Here is a 20782-nt window from a genome sequence, read left to right as displayed (position 1 = left end):
ATAAGCGTACCGCCTCGAATCGGCTCCCTCGGCTCGGTTTTCGATGGTTGGGAGATCAGTCTATCGAGATCGATACCGTTCGTGGAATATCTTTTCTGATATCTAGCGCCGTAGGTTTATTACTGAAATCTGAGTCGTCGCCTACAGAGCCCGCCCCACGAACGGGACGGGACCGAGAGAACCACAAATGTTCGAATTCATCACAGACGAGGAAGAGCGCGGGCAGGTTGGTATCGGGACGCTCATCGTGTTCATCGCGATGGTGCTCGTGGCGGCGATCGCCGCGGGCGTCCTCATCAACACCGCCGGCTTCCTCCAAAGTAAGTCGCAGGAGACGGGTCAGCAGTCGAGCAAGCAGGTCAGTAACCGGCTCCAGGAGGTCGTCACTGTCGGGCAGGTCGACACGGCGAACAACCAGATATACGCGGTCAACGTGACCGTGACGCAGGCGCCCGGGGCCGGCGAAATCGACCTCCAGAATGCGACGATCAACTGGATCGGTCCGTCGGGGACCGAGACGCTGACGCACGACGAAGCCTCCGGAACCAACTGGCAGTTCAACACCACGGCGGTGAAGAACACCGACGGCTCCAACACGGTGCTGAACGACGCGGACGACCGCTTCAACGTCAACTTCCTCCTCAACACCACGGCCAACGGCCCCGGCAAGCTCTCCGAGGGTGAGGAAGTGACGATCAAGATCAACACGATGTCCGGCGCGACCACGAGCATCCGCTTCACGGTGCCCGAATCGCTCGGCCAGAAGAGCGCCGTCGAACTGTAACCGTGTTCGAGTTCGTCACTGAGGAGGAAGAGCGCGGGCAGGTCGGTATCGGGACGCTCATCGTGTTCATCGCGATGGTGCTCGTGGCAGCGATCGCTGCGGGCGTCCTGGTCAACACCGCCGGCTTCCTCCAGAGCAAGGCCCAGGAGACGGGGACCCAGAGCAGTAAGCAGGTCAGTAACCGTCTCCAGGAGGTCGCCACCGTCGGTAACGTCACCGACACCGGCAGCGGGCCGTTCATCGACGCCGTCAACGTGACGGTGACGCTGGCGCCCGGTGCCGGCGAGATCGACCTCGAGAACACGACCATCACCTGGATCGGTCCGGACGGGACGTTCATGCTCAACCACGTGAACGCGTCCACCTCGGTGGACGACGACTTCCAGACCTCGGTCGTGAAGAACGCCGACGGCTCTAACACCGTCCTCGACGATCCGGACGACCGGTTCAACATCGACTTCGACCTCGGTAGCGGCAGCGGGCAGCCCGAGGTGCTCAACGAGGGCGAAGAGGTAACGATCAAGATCAACACGCGCGCCGGCGCGACGACGACGATCCGCTTCACGGTGCCCGAGTCGCTCGGGGACCGGCAGGGCGTCGAGCTGTAGACCGGCCCGCCCACACTTTTTAGCGTACACCACAGAACACCGTACTATGAGCGACGACGCGCCGCGCGGCAACCCCGGCCTCGACCCGGACGACCTCGACATTTCCAAGAGCGAGTACGTCCGCGAGCTGGGCGACGACCGCTACGTCGTCTCGCCGGGCCGCCGCCCGCCGCGCCAACCCCGTGAGGAGGAGCCCGACGACGGCTCCGCCGACGCGGGCGACGACGCCCCCGAGATCGACGCGGCCGCGACTGCCGAGGCCGCCCGCGAGGGACTCTCCCCGGACGACGGCCCCAGTGCGACGGCGGATCCGGCCGGCACGTCGACAGACGCACCCGGGACGACGGCAGACACCGCCGCCGACGCCGTGAGTCCCGGGCGCGCCGGCCCGGGCTCCGGGACCGCCGGGACCACAGACGCCACTCCGGCAGCCGACCCGTCGACGCCTGACGGCGCCGCCGACGGCCTGCCGACCGATCCAACCGGGACGGCGGACACCGACGCTGGTGCCGGCCAGGCGGGCACTCGGGATCGTCCCGCCTCACACGCGCGCCGCGGCGCCCCCCGCGGTGACGCAGTCGGCGACACCTCGTCCGGCGAACTGGACGCGGGCGCGGTCGGACAGTGGCTCGCCGCCTCGTTGGCGGACACGGAGTTCGCCTACGGGTTCGACGCGACCCTGTCGCTCGACGGGCGGACGGCCCGCCACCGGATGGCGTCCGACGACGTGGCCGAGACGTTCGAGACGCTCGTCACCTGGTTCGCGGACGCCGCCGGCGGCGACACGCCACCGCAGGAGGCGCTCGGGATCCTCCTGTCGAACATGGAGTCGGGGCCGCGGGTCCCGCCCGACGCCGTTCGGCGGGCGTTGGCGCGACTCGGGATGTCGCGCGACGACACGATGACGGACCTCCTGGCCGCGCTCGACCGCGAGGACGGGCTGGAACTGTAGCCGGTCGCTCTCCGGTTGTAGCCGGTCGCCCTCCGGTTTTCACGGCTGATACCCGCAGGGGAGCGTTTATCATCGCTCCCGGGAGCCGATCTCATATATGCCGACTAGCGTGCTGATCGCAGACGACTCGGAGTTCATGCGGAACCTCCTGCGGGAGATCCTCGAAGGAGAGTTCGAGATCGTCGGCGAGGCCGAGAACGGTGTGGAGGCAGTCGACCTCTACAGCGAACACGCCCCCGACATCGTGATGATGGACATCGTCATGCCGATCCGCAACGGAATCGAGGCCACGACCGAGATCACGGAGGAGCACCCGGACGCGAGCATCATCATGTGCACCAGCGTCGGGCAAGAAGAGAAGATGAAGGCCGCGGTGAAGGCGGGCGCCGAGGGGTACATCACGAAACCGTTCCAGAAGCCGAACGTGCTCGAAGCCATCAACGACGTCGTCCCAGCGTAGGGATGTACGTCGACATCCAGTCGCTGGGGGAGTTCTCGGACCTCGCGAGCCAGGGAGCAGACCGCGCGGCGGACGCGCTGGGACAGCTCGCGGGGGCGAACGTGTACGTCGACGTGACCGACGTGACGCTGATGGCCGCGGGCGACCTGCGGGAGGCGTTCGCCGGCCGCGAGTTCGTCGGCGTCGAGATCGGTCTGGACGGCGGTATCAGCGGACAGACGGTGATGGCGTTCGAAATGGACGCCGCGCGCAACCTCGTCGACCGACTGTTGCCGGGGGGCGGCGACGGCGAACTCGTCAGGAGCGGCGTCACCGAGGCGGGCAACATCATGACCTCCGGGTTCATCGACGGGTGGGCAGACCACCTCGGCGTCGCCATCGACATGACGCCGCCCGCGTACATCCGTGCGTCGGGAACGGACGTGCTCCCGGACGGCGCGTTCGACGACGACCGCAAGGGTGTGTTCATGTTCGAGTCGAGCGTGTCGTCGATGGACGAGGACCTGGAGTTCACGATCTACATGCTCCCGGAGTACGCCGGCTTCACGGACATGCTCGGCCACGACGGCCCCGTCGGCGAGGCGGGCGACGCCGTGCCGGTGAACAAACTGCCGACGTTCAACGAGATGACCCGGCAGGGGGCGGCCTCCGCCGCCGACAACATCACGATGATGACCGGTACCGAGACGGACGTCGACGTGTCGCGGCTCCGCTTCGTCCCGGTGCAGGACGTGCCCTCCGAGTTGGGCAAAGAGACCGTCGCCGGAACGGTGTTCGAGTTGCACGGCGACCCGAGCGGCTACCTCGCCATCCTGTTCGACGAGGCCTCCGCCGAGGAGGTCGCCAGCGGCATGATCCCCACCGAGACCGAGCCCGGGATCGGAGACATGGAGAAGGGTGCCCTCCGCGAGTTGGGCAACATCATGACCTCCGGGTTCATCGACGGCTGGGCGAACGTGCTCGGAACGAGTATCGAGCACACGCCGCCGCAGTTCGTCCACGACATGGGGTCGGCGGTGATGAGCCCGCTCGTGAGTCGGCTCGGACAGACGCAAGACCACGCCTTCATCATCGACTCGACCGTCCGGACCCCCGACGGCAACGTCCGGTGTGACATCTACGCGCTGCCCGACCAGCGAGAGCTGGCGGCGGCGTTGGACCGCATCGAGCCCGCCGCGACAGACGGCGGCCTCCCTCGGTGAGCGACGCCGTGAGTCCCTCCGACTCCCCGCCTGCGGGCGGTTCCTCGTCCCCGGTTCCGGGCGAGTCGTCGCCGCCGCGTCGGAAGGTCGGACTGTCCGACGCGATGGTCGCTACCGACGGAGCGGTGCTCGTCACCAGCGGTCTCGGCTCGTGTCTCGGGGTCGCGCTGTACCACCCGACGACCGGCGTCGGCGGACTGCTCCACGCGATGCTGCCCGAGGCGGCAGACCGTCCCGGCGCAGACGAGAAGTTCGTCGTCGATGGGATCGACGCGCTGGTCGACGCGCTGGCGGCCGCCGGTGCACCCCCCGACGGCCTCCACGCCAAGGTGGCGGGCGCCGCCCAGATGATCGAGTTCGACCTCGGCGAGGACGCCGGGTCCGTGGGCGAACGCAACGTCGCGGCCGCCGAGGCCGCGCTCGCCGACCGGGACATCCCGCTCGTCGACGCCGACACCGGCGGCGCTCGCGGTCGCTCGCTGCGCTTCGAGACCGACACCGGAACCCTGCACGTCTCGTACGCCGGCGGCGAGACCATCGTTCTGTAACGCCGCCGCCTGTTCTCGCTCGATCCGTCGGTCGCGTCGCGCCTGCGCGGATCGTTCGTTCCACCTCGCTGACGGGAATTCTCGCCGGTCACGACCGCAGTCACGATCCACAGATCGGCCGTACTCCCCGGAGAACGCCTGCGACGGGGGTTATCGCCCTCGATAATCCGCGGGCAGGGTTTAAGGTTCGTTCGTGGGTGGTGAGGTGTAATGGGTCTCCTCACCGCGCTATCGGGAGCATGGGTCGGCGGGATCCCGGGAGCCGACGCGGGACTGCTGGTCTCGCTCGGGCTGCTGGGAGCCAGCCTGCTCGACCGCTTCCGCGACGGCGACGACGGGCCCGGGGACGTCGACGACGGCGATGATCTGTTGGGCGGCGACGACGGCGCCTTCGGTGGCGGCGGCGGCGGCGGCGACGACGACCTCGGCGACCTCGGCGGCATGGATGATTGGGACGATGACGACCCCTTCGCGGGGGAAGACGGTGGCGGCGACGACGGCGTCGCCGAACTGGAGAAACGGGTCGACGACCTCGAGAACGAGGTCGCGAGCCTCTCCTCGACCGTCAACACGGTCCGCTCGGAGAACGAGGAGATCTCCGGGAAGGTCGAGGACATGGGAGAGGACGTGCGGAGTCTCCTCGACATCTACGAGATGGTCACGCGGGGGATCAACCCCTTCGTCGACGACGTGCAAGCCGGCGGCGACCTCGGCGGCGGCGGCGAGGGCGGCTTCGGCCTGTTCGACGACGCGGGCGACGAGGAGGAGGAAGAAGACCTCGACGAAGACCTGGCCAGCGCCGACGCGGAGGGCTTCTTCGACGAAGACCTCGCGGGCGAGGGCCTCGACGACGACATGGGCGACATGGACGACATGGATGACCTCGACGACTTCGACGAGATGGACGAAGGGGACGAACTCGACGACGACCTCGACGGCTTCGGGGACGAAGACGACGACACTGACACTGACACCATGGCGACCGATAACGGCGGCGGAAAGAGTTTCAGCGAACTGAAAGACGAGTACGAGTCCGGCGACGCCGACTGGGACGAGGGCGCCGAGCCCGACCCAGACGCCGAGGCCGAACCGGACGCCGGGGACGACCCGCTCGACGCACTCGACACCCAACCAGAGGCCAACGGGCACGACGAGGCCGACGACCTCGGCTTCGGCGACGAGCCGGAACCGGAGCCCGAGCCAGAGTCGACGGCGGCTCCGACCGATCCGAGCCGACGGTCGGCGGGCGTCGACGACGACGGCGGCTTCGAGTTCGTCGAGGAGGACGACCTCTCGGACGAACCGGACAAGCCGTACCTCACGTCGCTGCCGGGCGACTACGTGGGCGACCTGATGGTGATGGAGTGGCTGGAGTTCCTCGTCGAGGAGTCCACCACGACCGACGCGGTGCGGGCGGTCAACTACTACCAGCGCGTCGAGTGGATCGACGACGAGGTGGCCGACCAGCTCAAGGGGTTCCTCTCGGGCTTCGGCGACATCGACCGCAACCTGATGGACCGCCCCGGCACCGACCACCTCGACCTGGACCACCACACGCGCTCGCTCAAGTACATCATGCAGTTGACCGACGCCACGGCCGAGTCGGTCGTCATCGACCGGTGGCCGCAGCTCTCGGGAGGCATGCATGGGCCTCAGCGTTAGTGCCTCCTCCGGCGTCGTCTTCCTCGGGGTGTTCTTGGCCATCGGCATCGCCTACCCCGCCGCGGCCAACGGCTTCGAGCAGGTCACCGACGCGCGCCACGACGCCGCCGACCGCGCGCTCGACCGTGCCAACACCGCCGTCGACGTGACGAACGCGACGTACTACACGAGCAACGACACGCTGGTCGTGCTCGCCGACAACGACGGCACGACGACCGTCGGCGTGAACGACACGACGCTGCTGGTCGACAACGCGATCCCACCGACGGCGAACGTCACCGTGACCGTCGAGGGCGACGCCGCCACCGGCCTGTGGCTGCCCGGCGAGACGGCGCGCTTCGAGATCGTCGTCGGGACGAGCGCGCCCGCCCGCACGCAGGTCGTCGTCGAGCACGGCGTCCGCGACGCGATTGAGGTCGGGGTGAACTGAGATGGCGGGTGGGAGCGCCGCCGAACTGATCCTGTTCATCGCGGCGATCGTCATCGCCGCGTCCGTCGCCGGCACGCTCACCAGCGAGGTGGACCGCGTCAGCGACGCCATCTCGGCGAAGTCACTCGACGTCGCCGGCGAGATCCGCGCCGACACGGAGATCGTCTCCGACGCCGGCGCGAGCGTCTACAACGGCACGACCGAGAACGTCACCATCCACGTCCGCAACACGGGTGCGTCCGACCTCCCGGTCGATCCGGGGGCCGTCGACGTGATCCTCGACGGCGCCTACGTCACGGACGTGACCGTCACCGTCGTCGACGGCGGCGACGCCTGGCACCGCGGCGACGTGGTGCGCATCGAGTTCGCGACGGGCGGACTCACCTCCGACACCGACCACCGCCTGAAGCTGGTCGTGCGCGGAGACGAGGAAGTGTTCCGCTTCAGGACCTAAGCCAATGTCACGAGCACAACAGAACACGCTGCTGTCGATCGGGATGCCCGAGCGCGACCAACTGAACAAGGAACTGGGCGGCGGGATTCCCCGCGGCTCCATCGTCCTCATGGAGGGTGACTACGGTGCCGGGAAGTCGGCAATCTCCCAGCGGTTCTCCTACGGCCTCGTCGACGAGGGGGCGTCGGTCACGCTGCTGTCGACGGAGATGACCGTCTCCGGGTTCATCGACCAGATGTACTCGCTGGGGTACGACGTGACGAAGCCGCTGCTCAACGAGGACCTGCTGTTCCTCGCGGCGGACTTCGACTCCGGCGGCAACTTCTCCGACTCCGACGCCGAGCGCAAGGAGCTACTCAAGCGGCTGATGGAGGCGGAGGTGATGTGGAACTCCGACGTGATCATCATCGACACGTTCGACTCCATCCTCCGGAACGACCCAACGTTCGAGGCGCTCGTCCGCAACAACGACGAGCGACAGGCGGCCCTGGAGATCATCTCGTTCTTCCGGGACATGATCTCCACGGGGAAGGTGATCGTCCTCACCGTCGACCCCTCGGCGGTCGGCGACGACGCCATCGGGCCGTTCCGCTCCATCGCCGACGTGTTCCTCGAACTCCAGATGGTCGAGGTCGGCTCCGACGTCCGCCGCAACATCGCGGTGAAGCGCTTCGCCGGGATGGGGAGTCAGGTCGGTGACTCCATCGGGTTCTCCGTCCGCTCGGGCACCGGCATCGTCATCGAGTCGCGCAGCGTCGCCTGACGCCCCGCGTCTCCGACTCACGCGTCTTCGGCCCTCGTCGTCGCTGCCGTCACCCGGTCTGTTATCGCCCGTGATAGTTCGCGGGGAGGCTTTATGCTTCGCTCGTCGGTTTGTCGTCGTAATGAGTACCACCCCTGCAGGGAGCCGGGGGATCGGTGCCGTCACGCGGTCGGCCGCGAACTCGCGCCGGGGTGCCCCGGTGCGGAGGTGTGAACGATGACAGACCAGGGACAGGCGAATCCGTCGAGCGAGTTGAAGCAGCTGGCGATGAAGCGCCCCCACCTTCGGGAGCACCTGCAGAAGTTCAAGCAGATCACGGGCGAGTTCCCGATGTTCGTCGACGAGATCGAAGGCGAGCACGAGGCCCAACGGCCGAACGTGCTGTACCCCGTCGGCGGGCCGATCTTCTGTCACGTGTACGGCGACTTCGGCCAGGAGACGAAGTACTACACCGTCGAGCCGAACCTCTCGGGCGCCGAGGAGTCCGTGCTCGAGTCGGTGAAGTCGAAGCTCCTCCGCCAGAGCGGGCACAAGCCCGCGCCCGACGGCGAGTCTGGCTACGACGACCTCATCGAGGAGCTGCTGGAGGAGGTCACCGCCGTCACCGAAGAGCAGACGAGTCCGGGGGTGCTCTCGAAGGTGAAGAACTTCGGGCGCATCGAGGTGTCCAAGCAGACGTACGACAACATCCGCTACCGCCTCAACCGCGACATCGTCGGCTTCGGGCCGCTGGAGCCGGTCATGCGCGACCCGGAGAACGAGGACATTCACGTGATCGGCCCGAAGGAGTGCCACGTCGATCACGGCGTGTTCGGGATGCTGGAGACGACCGTCGACTTCGGGACCCCGAAGGAGTTCGACAACTGGCTGCGCAACATGGGCGAGCGGATGGGCGACCCCGTCTCCGACTCCAACCCCATCGTCGACTCGACGCTGCCGGACGGGTCGCGTATCAACATCATCTACTCCGACGACGTCTCCATCAAGGGCTCCTCGCTCACCATCCGTCAGGGCGAGGAGACGCCGCTGTCCATCAACCAGATTACGAACTGGGGGACGCTGTCGCCGGAGCTGTCGGCGTACCTCTGGCTGTGTCTGGAGAACGAGCAGACGGTGTTCGTCGTCGGGGAGACGGCGTCCGGGAAGACGACGACGCTCAACGCGATCCTCTCGTACATCCCCCGCGACTCGAAGATCTACACCGCAGAGGACACCGCGGAGGTCATCCCGCCACACAGCACGTGGCAGCAGCTGTTGACCCGTGAGGGCGACGGCGGCGAGGACAACGAGGTCGACATGTTCGACCTCGTCGCGGCCGCGCTGCGTTCGCGCCCCGACTACATCATCATGGGTGAGGTTCGTGGGGCGGAGGGGCGCATGGCGTTCCAGGCCGCCCAGACGGGGCACCCCGTGATGCTGACGTTCCACGCATCCGACATCGTCTCGATGATCCAGCGGTTCACCTCCGAGCCGATCAACGTCCCGGAGACGTTCATGGACGTGGCCGACGTGGCGCTGTTCCAGAACCGTGTCAAGCAGGGCGACAAGGTCCTGCGTCGGGTCACCTCCGTCCAGGAGATCGAGGGGTACTCCAAGGAGATGGACGGCGTCGTCACCCGGCAGGTGTTCGACTGGGACCCCGTGGAAGACGAGATCGTGTTCCGCGGGCGCAACAACTCCTACGTGCTCGAAGAACAGATCGCGACGCTGCTGGGGTACGCCGACACCCGCGACATCTACGACGACCTGAGCTTCCGCGCGGAGCTCATCGAGCGGATGATCCAAGAGGGGATCCTCGGCTACCACGAGGTCAACGAGGCCATCGAGGCGTTCCAGCGCGACGGCGTCGACGGACTCCCCTTCGACATGCACCGCTCGACCTGATCGCCGCGCATGAGTGCTAACAGCGCGTCCTCGTCAGACTTCTTCCCCGACTCCGCGGCGGAACTCGCCGCCGACCTGCTGGAGTCGTACGACGCGCTGGACATGTCGAAGCGGAAGTACGTCGGCTACGTCCTGATCCCTTCAGCGGCGTTCCTCCTGCTCACGATCGCCGGCGCGTTCTTCCTCCCGCTCCCGGTGACGGTTCGCCTGCCGATCCCCGCGCTCGGATTCCTGGTGTTCGTCGCGGCGGTCATCTACCCGAAACTGTACCTCAACGGTCGGCAGGTGGCCATCGAGAACCAACTCCACCTCGTCATGACGCACATGACGGTGCTGTCGACGACGAACATCGACCGGATGGAGGTGTTCCGCACGCTCGCCCGCGAGGAGGAGTACGGCGCCGCCGCCGACGAACTCCGGCGCGTCGTCCACCTCGTCGACACGTGGAACCAGTCGCTCGACGACGCCCTGCGTCGCCGCGCGAAGGAGGTCCCCTCCGACGCCTTCTCGGACTTCTTCGACCGCCTCGGCTACACCATCGGCGCCGGGCAGACGCTCGACGACTTCCTCCTGTCCGAGCAGGACGCGGTCATCCAGAACTACATCACGGTGTACGAGGGCGCGCTGGCGAACCTCGAGGTCATGAAGGACCTGTACATGTCGATGATCCTGTCGATGACGTTCGCGCTGGTGTTCGCCATCGTTCTCCCCATCCTCACCGGCGACAACCCCACGATGACCGTCTCGGCGGTCATCGTCCTGTTCATGCTGGTCCAGTTGGGCTTCTACATCGTCATCCGGGCGATGGCGCCCCACGACCCCGTCTGGTTCCACTCCGAGCAGGGCGCGCCCTCGGACTTCCGGCTGTGGGCGAGTTTCGGCGTCGGCGTCGTCGGCACCACCGCGCTGGTCGCGTTCATCGGCGCGGGCCTGTTCGGCGTCGGTCCGGGGCTGCGCGGGATCCTCTTTTTCATGGAGGACATCCCGCTGGCGATGTACCTCTGTGTCCCCATCTCGCCGATGGCCATCACGGGCGTGATGCTCCGACTAGAAGAGCGCAACATCGAGGAGCGCGACGGTGAGTTCCCCTCGTTCGTCCGGGCGCTCGGCGCCGCCGAGTCCGCCAAGCAGTCGACCACGGGCGACGTGCTCAAGACGCTCCACAAGAAGGACTTCGGCGCGCTCACCCCCTCCATCGTTCGGCTGTACCGGCGGCTCAACATCCGGATCAGCTCCGAAGAGGCGTGGTACACCTTCGCGACCGACACGCGCTCGTACCTCATCCAGAAGTTCTCCGACATGTACCTGGAGGGGCGGTCGATGGGTGGCAAGCCGAAACTGCTCGGTGAGCTCATCTCCCAGAACATGAACACCGTCATGCAGTTGCGCGAGCAGCGCCGGCAGGCGACGGTGACGATGATCGGCCTGCTGTACGGGATCACCTCCGCGTCGGCGTTCGCGTTCTTCATCGGCCTGCAGGTCGTGAACATCCTCGCGGACCTGTCCCAGCAGTTCAACGTCACCAGCGCCGGCGGCGTCGGCCAGATCATCTACGCCGGCGTGTACGACATCGCGCTCATCGAGTTCCTCCTGCTGTTGATCATCCTGTTCAACGCGGTGCTCTCGTCGGTGATGATCCGGACCATCGACGGCGGGAACAAGGCGAACGCCTACCTCCACTTCGTGCTCATGACGTGGCTCGGCTCGGCGGTCGCCATCTTCACGAAGCACCTCGTCAGCACCATCCTCACGATCTGAGACTCACGACTCGTCGCTGGAGCCGTTCGACGACCCGGTTGTGTCGACTTTCGACCACACTATTTCACCGTTGATACTCCGCGCCGAACCGTTATGTACGGTCGGCCGTTGGATGCGGTAGCGGCGGACACGTGGGTGCGGGAGGTGGCCGCCGTCGGGTCGCAGCGAAGCCATGGGTAGGGACCTGGCGTTCACGTACCGACCCCGTTCCGTTTTCGCGCGCCGTCACACGTCGCCGAGCGGCGTCGCTGGTGGTCGACCGATCGCACCAACTCGGGCAGTTGTTACGGGGTCGCGGTGATCGATGCCGGTCGACGGCGGTCACCGACGCGCCACTGCCGACTCGTCGCACGGCGACGCCTCGGAGACGCGTGGACTCCACCACCGAGTCGGTGCCCATCGGTCGCCCACGACGTCGCGTCAGAGACGAACGACGCGTGGGCGCACTCACGGCGTTCCTGTGGGGGATCGTTGGGCGCCGCGGCGTCGTCGCCGACCCACGCGCTCCGAGCGGTGGTGTCGTCGCTCCGTCGGCTCAGGACCGCGCGTCCGGGTCGAGGCCGCGACCCCAGGTCGCGACCGAGAGGACGGGGACACGGACACGCGACGCACGGCGCCGCCGCTGGCGGGGCGGTGCGTCAAAAAACGGAGCCGCGTCGTCTGTCGCGCGCGTCAGTCGTCGGCCTGGCCGCCGTCGGTGGCGACCGCGCCGCCGGTGCCGCTGCGCGCCTCTTGGATGTTCTCGTACCCCATCTTCACCAGCGACAGCGCCAGGTAGATGAGGACGAACGCGATGATGATCTGGACGACGGCAGACATCATGGCCACGCCGGTCGCCTCGGCCATCCACCCGTCGTTCAGGAACTTCGCGTAGATGTTGTCGTGCAGCGCCAGCCACAGCAGGCCGATGACCGTGATGGTGACCATGACCACCATCGGCCCGCCGGTGCTGATGAGCTGCTTGGAGTCGCTCCAGTTGGCGAGCCACACCGTCGCGGTGAGCAGCGCCAGCGCCGCGAGCAGCTGGTTCGCGCCGCCGAACAGCTGCCACAGCGTCAGCCACGAGCCACTGGTGATGAGCACGTACGCGGGCACCGCCTGCACGACCGCGTTCCCGTAGCGGTCGGCCGCGAACTCCTCGACGGAGCTCTCGGGCGTGCCGACGATCTCCTCCATCATGTACCGCCCCAGACGGACGGCCGTGTCGGTGGAGGTGAGCAGGAAGCTCACGAGCACCAGCGCCATGAACGGCCCACCGAAGGAGGCGGGGATGCCGAAGCTCGTCAGCATGATCCCGCCGCCGGTCGCGAACGTCGGCAGCGCGAGGCCGATGCCGCCGCCGACCTCGGGCGCGACGATGGCGACCGCGATGAGGGCGACGGTGGCGAGCAGTCCCTCGCCGAGCATGCCGCCGTAGCCGATGGCACGCGCGTCAGTCTCCTTGTTCAGCTGCTTCGAGGTCGTCCCCGAGGACACCAGCGAGTGGAACCCGGAGATGGTCCCGCACGCGATGGTGATGAACAGCAGCGGGAACAGCGGCGCGCCGGAGCGCCCCACGAACCCGTAGAACGGCTCCAACTGCGTCACGAGCGGCTGGCTCGGCGTGATCGCCGCGATGCCGAGCGAGCCACCGATGGTGCCGACGATGATCGCCAGCAGCGACCCCCCGACCCCCGTGTACAGGAGGAACGACGAGAGGTAGTCGCGCGGCTGGAGCAGCACCCACACCGGGAGCGCACTCGCGAGCGCCCCGTACACGAGGATGATCGGCACCCACGCGGCGGTGTTGGCGCCGAACGCACCCGAGGCCGGGAGCCACGAGCCGCCGCTACCCAGCAGGACGATGGTGTCCGCCGGGGCGCGCGCCGCCGGCTCGAAGATCGCCACCGGGAACATCGTCCCGAGGTAGACGCCCACGAACATCGCGGAGACGAACGCGATCGTCCCCGGGATGAACGAGAGGTTCAGTTGGTACAGGTACACGCCGAACAGCACGGCGAGCGCGATGTAGATCAGGCTCGCGGTCGCCGCCTCTGGGTACGCGTTGAACACGATACCCACGACGAGCGCGAACACCGCCACGACGAGGATGATCGTCAGGAACGCGAACCACAGCAGCATGTTCTTGCCGCGTTCGCCGACGTACTCGCCGATGATGTACCCGATCGACTTCCCCTCGTGTCGGAGACTCGCCGACAGCGAGACGAAGTCGTGCACCGAACCCATCAGCGGGTTCCCGATCCCGATCCACAGGAGTGCGGGCACCCAGCCCCACACGACGCCCGCAGTGATCGGGCCGACGATGGGTGCACCGCCCGCGATACTCGAATAGTGATGCCCGAGGAGTACCGGCTTCTTGGCCGGGACGTACTCCTGTCCGTCTTCGTACTTGTGGGCCGGCGTCTCACGCTCCTCGTCCAGTTCGACGAACCTGGAAAGGTACCGCGAGTACCCGAGGTACCCCGCGCTGAACAGCGCGAGCACCGCGAGCACCAGCCACATCACAGCCACCATGTGTGTTACCTCATCGCAGGCGTGTGTGGACAGAATATAAAAACGTTACAGTTCGCCGCCGAGCGAGCGATACAAATCGACCGATACGCCGGGTTGAACGCTCGTTCACTTAACGTTTCGAACGTTTCGGCGCAGAATTTACCGCCGATCTGCGCTTGAATACTTTGTGGTCACGCCGCTCGCGACCGCGCCGGTGCTCGCGCGCGCTGACTCACGCGGCGTCCGCCGGCGGGTCCGCGGGGGGCGTGGTCTCGATGTCGAGTTCGCCCGCGACCTCGGTGAGGAAGTCCCCCTTCACCTCCTCGATCCGCGTCTCGATTTCGGCGACGAGGGGTTGGTCGAACTCCTCGCGCAGCGTCTGCAGGTGCGCCCGCTCGGTCGCGACGCGGTCGCGGAGGTAGCGGGCGCCGCGCCCGTCCTCGTCGTCGTCGGGCGACGGTGTGAGGCGGTTCACCGCCAGGCCGCGCACCGTGAGGCCGCGGTCGGCCAGGCCCGCTGCGGCGCGGCGCGTCTCGCGGACGGACAGTTCGTCGGGGTTGACGACGAGGAAGAAGGCGGTGTGCTCGCGCAGCATCCGGCCGGCGTACTCGAAGAACTCCTTGCGCTCGCGCAGGCGCGCGAGAATCGGGTCGCCATCCATCACGCGTCGGGGCTCGTTGTTACCGATGGCGGCCTTCTCGAACAGGTCGATCGACCGCTCGCGCTTGCGCCGTAGGCGGTCGATCCACCCCTCCAGGAACTCCGGGAGGCCCAACAGGCGGAGGGTGCCGCCGGTGGGCGAGGTGTCGAACACGACGCGGTCGAAGTGCTCGCTGGAGCGCATCACGTCGACGAAGCGGTCGAACAGGGCAGCCTCGTAGGCGCCGGGCGTCTGGTGGGCCATCTCGATCTGGCGGTCGATTTCGTTGACCAAGGCGGCGCTCACCTGGTCGCCGAGCGCACGCTTCGTCTCCATGAGGTGGTGTTCGACCTCCTCGTCGGGGTCGATCTCCATCGCCCAGAGGCCGTCGCGCCCCTCGACGGCCTGCGGTTCGTCGCCCAACTGCTGGTCGAACACGTCCGACGTGGAGTGGGCCGGGTCCGTCGAGACGACGAGCGTGTCCAGCCCCGCGTCGGCGCACTTGACGGCGTACGCCGCCGACATGGTCGTCTTGCCGACGCCGCCTTTACCGCCGAAGAACACGAACTTCTCCATCGTCAGAAGTGGTACTGTTCGCCCTTGCGCTCGAGCATCGATCCGCGGTCCCACATCCGTCGCTCCCACGCCTCGAACTCGGATTCGAGGTACGGGAGCAACTCGGCGGTGTAGTAGGAGACGGGCGACGGGATGCCGAAGGCGTCGGGGAAACACGCCAGCATGAACGTGTCCTCGATGTCCTCGGCCTCCTTCTCGATCTTCTCGTACGCCGGGTGGGTGAACAGGCCGTGGAACAGGCCCGCCCCCCATTCGCGCACCACCGCGAGGTAGCGGTCGATGCGGTCGGCCAGCGTCACCTCCTCGCTGTCGCCGTCGTCGCTCATTGTCCGTGTGACACGGTAGCGCGGATAAGGCAGTTCCGGTCGCGGTGTCGCCGCGCCGTCGCCGCGATCAACGGGCACAAGTACCACACCGACCGATCCGTGGACGACACATGACTCCCGGACGCGGACTCGGCGGCGGCCCCGGTTCGTCCGACGACGACGCCATCCCCGTGACGGTACTCTCGGGGAGCCTCGGCGCCGGGAAGACGACGCTCGTGAACCACCTGCTGTCGAACGCGGGCGAGCGCGACATCGCGGTGCTCGTCAACGACGTTGGCGCGGTGAACGTCGACTACGACCTCCTCTCCAGCGACGACCTCCCCGCCGTCGGCGTCGCAGAGCTGTCGAACGGCTGTATCTGCTGTGAACTGCGCGACGACCTCGAACGCGCGGTGGTCCAACTCGCCGACGGGAAGGAGTTCGACCACCTCGTCGTCGAGCCGTCTGGGATCAGCGAACCCGGCCCGGTCGCCCGGCAGTTCATCAACGGCCCCGCGGCGGCCCGCTACCGCATGGACGCCGTCGTCACCGTCCTCGACACGCCGCAGTTCCTCGACGCGTTCGCCGGCGAGGGGACGCCCGAGCGACGGGGGGCGCCAACCGACGCCGCGGGAGACGAGACGGCCGACGAGGCCGCACGTCCGCTGTCGGACCTCCTCGTCGAACAGGTCGAGGACGCCGACGTGGTGCTGCTCAACAAGGCGGACCTGTGCGACGAGGCCGCCCTCGCGGAGGCGGAGGACCTCGTGCGCGCACTCCGGCCCGGCGTCGAGACCGTCCGTACCGAGCACTCGGCGGCGCCGCTGGAGCGCGTGCTCGACGTCGACCTGTACGAACACCGCGACGACCCCGACGGCGACACCGTAGGTGCCGATGCAGGCAGCGACGACCAGCACACCCACGACGACCACGGGGACCACGACCACGACGACAGGCACGGCCACGGGGAGGGTCACGACGGCCACGACCACGCCCACCCGGACGAGGTGTACGGCGTCACCTCGTTCGTCTACCGCGAGCGCCGTCCGTTCCACCCCGAGCGCCTCGCGGCGGTCCTCCGAGACCTCCCGGCGTCGGTCGTCCGGTCGAAGGGGACGCTCCACGTCGCGGGCAGCGACCAGCGCCTGAACTACAGTCAGGCCGGCCCCTCGGTTCGGGTGGAGGCGGTCGGCCCGTGGGTCGACGCGATGAGCGAGGCGGACCAGGAACTGTACCGTGCGAACCGCGGCGACGGCGCCGACTGGCACGACGAGTGGGGCGACCGCCACACGGAACTCGTCGTCATCGGCGTCGACCTCGACGAAACGGCGGTGCGTGCCCGACTCGACGACTGTCTGTGCACGGACGCAGAACTGGAGGACGGCACCGGCGTCGACCCGGCCGAGTGGCTCCCGGAGCGGACCGACGAGGAGGAGGCGGCAGTCGTCTCGCTGGCGTAGCCGTCAGCGGACCCAGCCGTCAGCAGGCGCACCCGGTCGACCCGGGCGAGCGCTCGAACGTCATCTCGTCGCCGCAGTCGGGGCACGACGGCGCCTCCTCACCCTCCACGTCGAGGTCGAGCAGTCGCTCGTCGCAGTCGTGACACCAGTACGCGCCCGCCGACTCCTCGGTGCCGTCGCCGCGGTTCGGCGACTCGGTCGAGGCCTTCAGCGTCTCCGTGAGCGTGCCGAGCAGTCCCATGGTGTGCGCCTCGCTGGCACGGCTGTAAACTCCGCCGCGGGTGCCCGCGGCCAGCACACGACCGACGACGGCGTGATCCCTCGACTCAGGCGTCGGCGGCGACGTTGTCGAGCAGTCGTCGCAGTTCGCCGCGGCGCTTCCACCCCGCGACCCGGTCGGCGAACGGGAGCGGCAACCCGAGCGAGACGCGCGAGGTCGCCCGGAGGCGACTGCCCTCGTTGGCCTGCTCGACGGTCACCTCCGTCTCCATCGCGTCGAACGGTCCGCGGTCGCCGGCCTGTTCGTAGCGCCAGCCGTCGGCGGTCTCGGTCACCCGGAGGTCGAACGCCAGGCCGCCGCCGGCGACCGTGACGACGGTCGCGTCGCCGTCGGCGTAGCTGTCCTGGGCCGTGAAACTCCCCTCGTACTCGACGAGCGCCGTCGGCGTGAGCAGTCGACGCAGCGCCGCCGGCGTCGCCCCGACGAACCGTTCGGCCTCGACTTCGCGCATACCCGGCGTGGGCGGGGGCGCGACAAAAGCCCGCGGGAAGCCGCTGCGCCTACCAGTCGACGAACGGGAGCGACAGGAGCACCAACAGCAGGCCGAAGGCGACCGCCGCGTACACCAGTCGCCGGAACCGCCACGCGGCGGGGGTCTCCGCCCGCAGGTCCGGTCGGTCGGTGCGGACGAATCGGTGGTACGCGACGCCGGCGGCGAGGAGGTAGACGGCGGTCGACCCGGCGAGCGCCGTCGCGAGGTCGACGCCCAGCAGCGCCATCAGGTAGATGGGCCCGACGGAGTAGACGATCATGAACGCGACGCCGGCGACGACGAGGAACGGAACCGGGTCGACGGGGTCGCCCTCGCGGTTCCGAAGCGGCATGGCGCCGAGTACGACCGCGGGAGCCAAGTAGGTGGTCCCCGCAGGCCGACGCATGGCAAGCGACGGCGACCCGCGCGTGCTGATCGCGATGAATCTCGTCCTCTCGACGCTGTTCTCCACCGTCGTCGTGTGGGGGCTGTCGTACGCGGAGATGGCGTCGCTCTCGGTCGAGAACGTCGTCGGGATGACGCTCGTCGTGTTCTTGGTGACGTACCTGATCGTGTTGCGGTGAGGGAGGCGGCGACCCACTCGTCGGGCGCGAGTTACGACAGCAGCACGAACACCGCCGTCATCGCGGCGCCCGCGGTCGGGGAGATGGTGAGGTTGTCGTCGACGACGTAGCCGCGGATCACCGGCTTCAGGCCGTCGGCGACGGTCGCCCCGAGCGCACCGGCGACCGCGGCGAGGACGCCGACGACGGTCCCCGCGTGCGCGAGGGTGAACGGCACCGCCAGCGCGAAGCAGACGAGGAACATCACCGCGAGCACGCCCACCTCCTTGGCCGTCGTCGCGTCGTTGCTCCCGAGGTACCCAGAGACGGGGTCGCCGATAGACAGCATCAGGATCGCCGGCACCGCCAGCGGCGGTTCGAACGCGACTGCGTCGGGCCCGTACGGCGGCGCGAACGCCAGCGCCGCGACCGTCGCGCCGACCATGAACAGCGCGTAGCCGGCGACGTTGTCGGCCTCGTACTCGCGCGTCAACTCGTCGTACACGCGAGTCAGCGGGCCCCACTCCACCTCGACGACGAGGCGGAGGAACTCCAACACGAACACGGCGGCGGTCGCCACCAGCAACAGCGCCTGCAGTTGGCGCCACGTCACGAGGCCGAGCAGGTAGATGGCGGGGAAGCCCGTCCCCGAGGCGTGCACCGCCCGCCGTTTGAGTTCCCCCATCCCCGCTCAGGCGGTTTCGACGTCGGTCGCGATCTCGTCGTACGCCGCCGCCAGCGCGTCGAACGCGCGCTCCGTCTCGGGGTCGAGGAGGGCGGCGATCTCGTCGGCGACCTCGCTCACGGGAACCCGGACCTGCCGGGCGGAGTCGCGCTCGCGCACCGTGACGGTGTCGGGGCCGTCGCCCTCGATGCCGTCGCGGTCGACGGTGAGACAGAACGGCGTGCCGACCTCGTCCTGCCGGCGGTAGCGCCGACCGATGGAGCCGGAGTCGTCGTACTCGACGGCGAGCCCGGCCTTCCGGAGGTCGCCCGTCACCTCGTCCGCGAGGTCGAGCAGGCGGTCGTCGTTGGAGACGAGCGGGAAGACGGCGGCGTCGGTCGCGGCCATCTCCGGGTCGAGCGCGAGGTAGGTGCGCTCCTCGCCGTCGACCTCGTCGACGCGGTAGGCGTGCTCGATGACGGTGTACACGATGCGGTCGACACCGAACGACGGTTCGACGACGTGCGGGGTGATGTGCTCGCCGTTCTCGGTCACCGTCTCGACGGAGAAGTTCGCCACGTCCGTGTCGACGCTGTACGACTCGCCGTCGACCTCGACGGTCACCTCGTCGGCGTCGAAGGCGTCGGGGTCGCGCTCGGCGAGCGTCTGGAGCGCCTCGGCGACCGCGCCGGCGTCGCCGCCGAACTCGGGGCCGAGCGTCGCCATGTCGGGGTCGACCGCCGCGCGCTCGACGGTCTTCGGCTCGTCGTACTGCTTGAACACGGTGAACGACTCGCCGGAGTGCTCGGCGTGCTTCGTGAGGTCGTAGTCAGAGCGGTACGCGAAGCCGGTAATCTCGATCCAGTCGCCACCGACCTCGCTCTCGGCGTCCCAGCAGTCCGCCGCGTAGTGGGCGAGTTCGCCGGGGAGGTGCTGGCGGAAGCGGAACCGGTCCATGTCGACGCCGACGCGCTCGTACCAGCCCTGCGCGACGCCGAGGTAGTAGCCGACCCAGTCGGAGCCGATGACGCCCTCGTCGACGGCCTCGCCGACGGTCGTCGTGTACGCCTCGCCGTCGTCGGCCTCCTGTTCGTCTGCCGGATAGAGGGTGACCTCGACGTCCTCGACCTCGTGGAGCGGCGGTTCGTCCTCCTCGGGGTCGATGAACGTCTCCAACTCCGCCTGCGTGAACTCGCGCACGCGGATGATGCCCTTGCGCGGGCTGATCTCGTTGCGGTAGGCGGGACCGATCTGGGTGACGCCGAACGGGAGGCGGTTGCGCGCGTACTCCTTGAGGCGCGGGAACTCGACGAAGATGCCCTGCGCCGTCTCCGGGCGCATGTAGCCGGGCTGACCCGAGCCGGGGCCGATGCTCGTCTCGAACATGAGGTTGAAGTCCTCGACCGGTTCGCCGGCGAGTTCGGCGTCGCACGACGGACAGCGCAGGTCGTGTTCGCGGATCAGTTCCTCGACCTCGGCGATTGGGAGCGACTCGGCTTCCTCGATGCCGGTGTTGTCCTCGATGAGGTGGTCGGCGCGGTGGGACTCGCCGCACTCGGGGCACTCGACGAGCATGTCGTCGAAGCCGTCGAGGTGGCCCGACGCCTCGAAGACGGCCTCGGGCATGATGGTGGGCGCCTCGATCTCCATGTTGCCCTGGCGGACGGTGAAGCGGTCGCGCCAGGCGGACTCGAGGTTGTCCTTCACCGCGGCGCCGTTCGGGCCGTACGTGTAGAAACCGGCGACGCCACCGTAGGCGCCGTTGGCGCCGAAGAAGAAGCCCCGGCGCTTCGCCAGTTCGATCACGTCCTCCTGTTCGGCCAT

At 68.1% G+C, this 20782-nt stretch carries 22 protein-coding genes; 14 read left to right on the top strand and 8 right to left on the bottom strand.

Translation table 11 applies throughout. From position 1 onward, the window contains the following. The first annotated feature begins 187 nt into the window (after positions 1–187). The 12 genes from P0R32_RS01785 (at position 188) to arlJ (ending at position 11505) form a co-directional block, all read left to right on the top strand. A complete protein-coding gene (locus P0R32_RS01785) occupies positions 188–784 on the top strand; it encodes a flagellin (protein ID WP_276238213.1) in 597 nt (198 codons plus the stop codon). A 2-nt stretch (positions 785–786) separates the two neighbouring features. After that, the gene (locus P0R32_RS01780; RefSeq protein WP_276238212.1) at positions 787–1392 is read left to right on the top strand and encodes a flagellin; all 606 of its coding nucleotides are present in this window, start codon (positions 787–789) and stop codon (positions 1390–1392) included. Between the two features lie 46 nt (positions 1393–1438). Next, positions 1439–2344, top strand: coding sequence for a DUF7500 family protein (locus P0R32_RS01775; RefSeq protein ID WP_276238211.1), 906 nt, complete (start codon positions 1439–1441; stop codon positions 2342–2344). A 97-nt stretch (positions 2345–2441) separates the two neighbouring features. Next, positions 2442–2804, top strand: coding sequence for a chemotaxis protein CheY (gene cheY / locus P0R32_RS01770; protein WP_276238210.1), 363 nt, complete (start codon positions 2442–2444; stop codon positions 2802–2804). 2 nt (positions 2805–2806) lie between these two features. Further along, complete coding sequence (locus P0R32_RS01765; RefSeq protein WP_276238209.1) at positions 2807–4006, top strand: chemotaxis protein CheC; 1200 nt, start codon at positions 2807–2809, stop codon at positions 4004–4006. Positions 4007–4110: 104 nt separating this feature from the next. Beyond that, positions 4111–4554 (top strand): chemotaxis protein CheD, encoded by a 444-nt coding sequence (locus P0R32_RS01760; protein WP_276238208.1) that lies wholly within the window; start codon positions 4111–4113, stop codon positions 4552–4554. A gap of 210 nt (positions 4555–4764) precedes the next feature. Further along, entirely contained in the window at positions 4765–6216 is a 1452-nt protein-coding gene (locus P0R32_RS01755; RefSeq protein WP_276238207.1) for a FlaD/FlaE family flagellar protein, read from the top strand. Then, entirely contained in the window at positions 6200–6646 is a 447-nt protein-coding gene (gene arlF / locus P0R32_RS01750) for an archaellum stator protein ArlF (RefSeq protein ID WP_276238206.1), read from the top strand. The genes P0R32_RS01755 and arlF overlap by 17 nt, the downstream gene beginning before the upstream one ends. Position 6647: 1 nt before the next feature. Beyond that, the gene (arlG, locus tag P0R32_RS01745) at positions 6648–7100 is read left to right on the top strand and encodes an archaellum stator protein ArlG (protein ID WP_276238205.1); all 453 of its coding nucleotides are present in this window, start codon (positions 6648–6650) and stop codon (positions 7098–7100) included. Between the two features lie 4 nt (positions 7101–7104). Beyond that, positions 7105–7863: an archaellum protein ArlH gene (gene arlH / locus P0R32_RS01740; protein ID WP_276238204.1), complete on the top strand. Its 759-nt coding sequence runs from the start codon at positions 7105–7107 to the stop codon at positions 7861–7863. A gap of 216 nt (positions 7864–8079) precedes the next feature. Continuing rightward, positions 8080–9747, top strand: coding sequence for an archaellum flagellar ATPase motor FlaI (gene flaI, locus P0R32_RS01735; protein ID WP_276238203.1), 1668 nt, complete (start codon positions 8080–8082; stop codon positions 9745–9747). Positions 9748–9756: 9 nt separating this feature from the next. After that, the gene (arlJ, locus tag P0R32_RS01730; protein ID WP_276238202.1) at positions 9757–11505 is read left to right on the top strand and encodes an archaellar assembly protein ArlJ/FlaJ; all 1749 of its coding nucleotides are present in this window, start codon (positions 9757–9759) and stop codon (positions 11503–11505) included. A gap of 672 nt (positions 11506–12177) precedes the next feature. Here the strand turns inward: arlJ and P0R32_RS01725 are convergent. The 3 genes from P0R32_RS01725 to P0R32_RS01715 form a co-directional block, all read right to left on the bottom strand. Further along, entirely contained in the window at positions 12178–14019 is a 1842-nt protein-coding gene (locus P0R32_RS01725; RefSeq protein ID WP_276238200.1) for a carbon starvation CstA family protein, read from the bottom strand. Positions 14020–14230: 211 nt separating this feature from the next. Continuing rightward, on the bottom strand, positions 14231–15214 hold the full coding sequence (locus P0R32_RS01720; RefSeq protein WP_276238199.1) for an ArsA family ATPase: 984 nt from the start codon (positions 15212–15214) through the stop codon (positions 14231–14233). Between the two features lie 2 nt (positions 15215–15216). Next, a complete protein-coding gene (locus tag P0R32_RS01715; protein ID WP_276239441.1) occupies positions 15217–15513 on the bottom strand; it encodes a DUF7990 family protein in 297 nt (98 codons plus the stop codon). Between the two features lie 137 nt (positions 15514–15650). Between P0R32_RS01715 and P0R32_RS01710 the strand changes: the two genes are divergently transcribed. Then, the gene (locus P0R32_RS01710; RefSeq protein WP_276238198.1) at positions 15651–16979 is read left to right on the top strand and encodes a CobW family GTP-binding protein; all 1329 of its coding nucleotides are present in this window, start codon (positions 15651–15653) and stop codon (positions 16977–16979) included. Positions 16980–16998: 19 nt separating this feature from the next. On the opposite strand, the gene P0R32_RS01705 is transcribed toward P0R32_RS01710, so the two are convergent. From P0R32_RS01705 to P0R32_RS01695, 3 genes are all read right to left on the bottom strand, one after another. Then, positions 16999–17220 carry a hypothetical protein gene (locus P0R32_RS01705; RefSeq protein ID WP_276238197.1) on the bottom strand — a complete coding sequence of 74 codons (222 nt, stop codon included), beginning with the start codon at positions 17218–17220 and terminating at the stop codon, positions 16999–17001. An 85-nt stretch (positions 17221–17305) separates the two neighbouring features. Beyond that, on the bottom strand, positions 17306–17710 hold the full coding sequence (locus P0R32_RS01700) for an SRPBCC family protein (protein ID WP_276238196.1): 405 nt from the start codon (positions 17708–17710) through the stop codon (positions 17306–17308). Between the two features lie 49 nt (positions 17711–17759). Beyond that, positions 17760–18083 (bottom strand): hypothetical protein, encoded by a 324-nt coding sequence (locus tag P0R32_RS01695; protein ID WP_276238195.1) that lies wholly within the window; start codon positions 18081–18083, stop codon positions 17760–17762. A gap of 52 nt (positions 18084–18135) precedes the next feature. Between P0R32_RS01695 and P0R32_RS01690 the strand changes: the two genes are divergently transcribed. Beyond that, positions 18136–18315: a DUF8107 family protein gene (locus P0R32_RS01690; protein ID WP_276238194.1), complete on the top strand. Its 180-nt coding sequence runs from the start codon at positions 18136–18138 to the stop codon at positions 18313–18315. A gap of 31 nt (positions 18316–18346) precedes the next feature. Here P0R32_RS01690 and P0R32_RS01685 read toward each other — a convergent pair whose 3' ends face one another. After that, complete coding sequence (locus tag P0R32_RS01685) at positions 18347–18979, bottom strand: dolichol kinase (protein ID WP_276238193.1); 633 nt, start codon at positions 18977–18979, stop codon at positions 18347–18349. 6 nt (positions 18980–18985) lie between these two features. Continuing rightward, the gene (gene glyS, locus P0R32_RS01680; protein WP_276238192.1) at positions 18986–20782 is read right to left on the bottom strand and encodes a glycine--tRNA ligase; all 1797 of its coding nucleotides are present in this window, start codon (positions 20780–20782) and stop codon (positions 18986–18988) included.

It is taken from the genome of Halobaculum marinum (assembly GCF_029338555.1).
In the GTDB taxonomy this organism is placed as follows: Archaea; Halobacteriota; Halobacteria; order Halobacteriales; family Haloferacaceae; genus Halobaculum; species Halobaculum marinum.
This window is presented reverse-complemented; position numbering and strand designations above follow the sequence as displayed.

Coding starts and splice junctions, on each gene's coding strand:
- P0R32_RS01685 (WP_276238193.1), bottom strand. CDS start 18,979: ATGGGGGAACTCAAACGGCGGGCGGTGCACGCCTCGGGGACGGGCTTC.
- P0R32_RS01690 (WP_276238194.1), top strand. CDS start 18,136: ATGGCAAGCGACGGCGACCCGCGCGTGCTGATCGCGATGAATCTCGTC.
- arlF (WP_276238206.1), top strand. CDS start 6,200: ATGGGCCTCAGCGTTAGTGCCTCCTCCGGCGTCGTCTTCCTCGGGGTG.
- P0R32_RS01785 (WP_276238213.1), top strand. CDS start 188: ATGTTCGAATTCATCACAGACGAGGAAGAGCGCGGGCAGGTTGGTATC.
- cheY (WP_276238210.1), top strand. CDS start 2,442: ATGCCGACTAGCGTGCTGATCGCAGACGACTCGGAGTTCATGCGGAAC.
- flaI (WP_276238203.1), top strand. CDS start 8,080: ATGACAGACCAGGGACAGGCGAATCCGTCGAGCGAGTTGAAGCAGCTG.
- arlJ (WP_276238202.1), top strand. CDS start 9,757: ATGAGTGCTAACAGCGCGTCCTCGTCAGACTTCTTCCCCGACTCCGCG.
- P0R32_RS01710 (WP_276238198.1), top strand. CDS start 15,651: ATGACTCCCGGACGCGGACTCGGCGGCGGCCCCGGTTCGTCCGACGAC.
- P0R32_RS01720 (WP_276238199.1), bottom strand. CDS start 15,214: ATGGAGAAGTTCGTGTTCTTCGGCGGTAAAGGCGGCGTCGGCAAGACG.
- P0R32_RS01695 (WP_276238195.1), bottom strand. CDS start 18,083: ATGCCGCTTCGGAACCGCGAGGGCGACCCCGTCGACCCGGTTCCGTTC.
- P0R32_RS01705 (WP_276238197.1), bottom strand. CDS start 17,220: ATGGGACTGCTCGGCACGCTCACGGAGACGCTGAAGGCCTCGACCGAG.
- P0R32_RS01775 (WP_276238211.1), top strand. CDS start 1,439: ATGAGCGACGACGCGCCGCGCGGCAACCCCGGCCTCGACCCGGACGAC.
- P0R32_RS01755 (WP_276238207.1), top strand. CDS start 4,765: ATGGGTCTCCTCACCGCGCTATCGGGAGCATGGGTCGGCGGGATCCCG.
- P0R32_RS01765 (WP_276238209.1), top strand. CDS start 2,807: ATGTACGTCGACATCCAGTCGCTGGGGGAGTTCTCGGACCTCGCGAGC.
- P0R32_RS01700 (WP_276238196.1), bottom strand. CDS start 17,710: ATGCGCGAAGTCGAGGCCGAACGGTTCGTCGGGGCGACGCCGGCGGCG.
- arlG (WP_276238205.1), top strand. CDS start 6,648: ATGGCGGGTGGGAGCGCCGCCGAACTGATCCTGTTCATCGCGGCGATC.
- P0R32_RS01760 (WP_276238208.1), top strand. CDS start 4,111: ATGGTCGCTACCGACGGAGCGGTGCTCGTCACCAGCGGTCTCGGCTCG.
- P0R32_RS01725 (WP_276238200.1), bottom strand. CDS start 14,019: ATGGTGGCTGTGATGTGGCTGGTGCTCGCGGTGCTCGCGCTGTTCAGC.
- arlH (WP_276238204.1), top strand. CDS start 7,105: ATGTCACGAGCACAACAGAACACGCTGCTGTCGATCGGGATGCCCGAG.
- glyS (WP_276238192.1), bottom strand. CDS start 20,782: ATGGCCGAACAGGAGGACGTGATCGAACTGGCGAAGCGCCGGGGCTTC.